This window comes from Actibacterium sp. (genome assembly GCF_041584535.1).
Lineage (GTDB): Bacteria > Pseudomonadota > Alphaproteobacteria > Rhodobacterales > Rhodobacteraceae > Actibacterium_D.
In genome coordinates, this window is the sequence record NZ_JBFHDW010000360.1 from 1 (window position 1) to 2,297 (window position 2,297).

2 protein-coding genes and 1 pseudogene are annotated in these 2,297 nt (G+C 67.9%); all 3 read right to left on the reverse strand.

Going from position 1 to position 2,297, the window contains the following annotated elements; all coding sequences use genetic code 11:
- Nucleotides 1-241 (reverse strand): annotated as a pseudogene (locus ABYW26_RS13555) (GNAT family N-acetyltransferase); the annotation flags it as partial.
- A gap of 66 nt (nt 242-307) precedes the next feature.
- Nucleotides 308-1,483, reverse strand: coding sequence for a DUF1501 domain-containing protein (locus tag ABYW26_RS13560; RefSeq protein ID WP_372605444.1), 1,176 nt, complete (start codon nt 1,481-1,483; stop codon nt 308-310).
- A gap of 3 nt (nt 1,484-1,486) precedes the next feature.
- Nucleotides 1,487-2,297 (reverse strand): DUF1800 family protein (locus ABYW26_RS13565; protein ID WP_372605445.1); only part of this gene is annotated, 811 nt, incomplete at its 5' end.

Consider the following 2,297-nt stretch of genomic DNA (forward strand, 5'->3'; position numbering starts at 1 on the left):
CGCGGCTGTCCTCGACCCCGGCGGCCCAGCGGTGGAAAGCCGCAGCCGAATGAAACGGCCCGACCGGCATATAGTCCCACAGCGCGTCGTCGCCGGCATAGGCGTCGAAAAGTTCGGCGGCGTGGCGTTGTGCCACCAACCGCTCCAGCCGGACCCGCCGCCCCTCAAGCACCGGCACATCGGGCAAGGGCGGAGGCGTCCAGTTCGCAACAGGCGCGCCAAGCGGGTTTTTCCGGGTCATTCTGGACCTCTCCGTGGTTCCCCACGATCTAGCCGCATTTTCGCGCGCGGGAAAAGCGGAAACCAATCAGAGGATGATCGTCGGCGTGGTCTGCATCTGTAGGCCGGGGAAAATCTGGCGCTCAAGCGCGGCACGGTCCAGCCCGAACAGCCCGCGCATCGCCGCCGCCGCATAGGCCCGCACATCGGCGGTCGGCATCAGGTCGCGCGCCTTGTAGAGGTCCAGATCGCCCAACCCCGGCCAATCGCCATAGACCTGCCCGCCGCGCACCGCGCCGCCGGCCAAAACCATCGCGCCGCCGGTGCCGTGATCGGTGCCACCGGTGCCGTTCTCGCGCGCGGTGCGGCCGAATTCGGTCAACGCCACCACCGCCGTCTGCCCCCAGACCGGGCCCAATTCGTCGCGCAACACCAACAGCGTTTCTGACAGCGCCTGAAGCGGGCGTTGCAGCGCATGAGACTGGCGGCTGTGCGTGTCCCAGCCATTGATCGAGAACGCCGCGATCCGGGTCTCGCCCTTTAGGCGACCGGCGGCGAAACTGGCCAGTGCTTGGTGCGCCTTGGGTGGCTTTGCGGTGCCGGACATCGCGGCCTCGGTTTCAAGGCTTTCGACAATGCCGATCGCCCCGCCCACCGCATCGCGGAACATCGGATCGTGGCGCGCCACCAGCCGCATCAGATCGCGCGCCTGTGGCGTGAGTTCCAGATCGGCCTCGGGAGACCAGCTTGACCCCGGCGCCTCGCCGCGCAGCACCAGCATATCCCCGGTTCCGATGGCATAGGCGGTCTCGGCCCGGACGCCGGGCATCGTCTGAAGCATCCGGTTCAGCCAGCCATCGCGAATCGCGGATGTGCCGACATCAAAGCCGGTGCCAGCCTCAAGCAGATCCTGCCCGTCGAAATGACTGCGCTTGTCGCGATAGGGGGTCGAAACCGCGTGGACAAAGCCCAACTCGCCCGTGCGCCACAGCGGCATCAGATCGGCCAGCCCCGGATGCAGCGCATAGAACCCGTCCAGATCCGGCGCCTCTGGTCCCGCCAACAAGGTCGGGCGCAGCGCGGCGAAATCCGGGTCGCCCACGGGCCGCAGCACATCCAGCCCGTCCATCGCGCCGCGCAGGATGATGACAACCAGCCGCTGATCCCATGGTGCGGCGGCCAGTGTCACCGGCGTCACCAGCGGCGCGGCGGCAGCCGAACAGCCAAGGGCCAGAAATCCACGACGCGAAAGCGAGGTCAGCATCGGCTATCTCCTGTGAAACTCGGGCGCGGACAACAGCAGCGCCACGCCGACCGCGCGGTTTTCAGCGGCGGCGGCGGCAAATCGCAGATCCTCGGACGCCGCCTTGCCCAGCGCCAGATCAACCAAGGCCCGCGGGTCGGGCAGATCACCGATCAGAACCGAGGGCGCCTTGATCGCCCATTGGATGCGCGCCGCCATACCTTGCGGGGTGATCCAATGCGTGGCCTCCTCGGGCCAGCCATCCGGGCCGGGCGGGCCGTCGATGGTCTGGCCCATATCGGCCAGCGGATGCACGAACAGCCGCAGCGGCAGCTTGGGATCGGTCGGGATCGGCGCATCCAGCAGCCGCAGCGTTGCCGCGATATAGTCAAACGGCTGGCGCACCTTTTGCCGGGTTTCGGCCCAGCTGGACGGATGCCCCAACAGCGCCGCATAGACCGCCATCAGATCGCCATCCGATTCTGCCAGCGCCGTGTTCAGCGCCGACACCAGCGCCGGGTCGGGCTGATCGGCGACAAAATGCACCGCCAGTTTCTGCGCCAGATGCTGCCGGGTGGCCGGGTGGCGGGCCAGATCGTCCAGCACCGCGTGAACGTCGTCCAGTGTCGCCGCGCCGCCGCCATAGCTGCGGCCCAGCACCTGTTCCGCCCCCGGCTCGGCCATGTTGGGGCGAAAGACAAAGGCGCGGTCGGAATCGACGCTGAGACCGGTGAAGAGTTCCGCCAGTTGCCGCACGTCTTCCTGGCTGTAGGCGGCGCCGACGCCCAGCGTGTGCAGCTCCATCACCTCGCGGGCAAGGTTTTCGTTCAGGCCG

Excerpts from the sequence above, each read along its gene's own strand:
- ABYW26_RS13560 (WP_372605444.1), bottom strand. The coding sequence starts at position 1,483 with ATGCTGACCTCGCTTTCGCGTCGTGGATTTCTGGCCCTTGGCTGTTCG.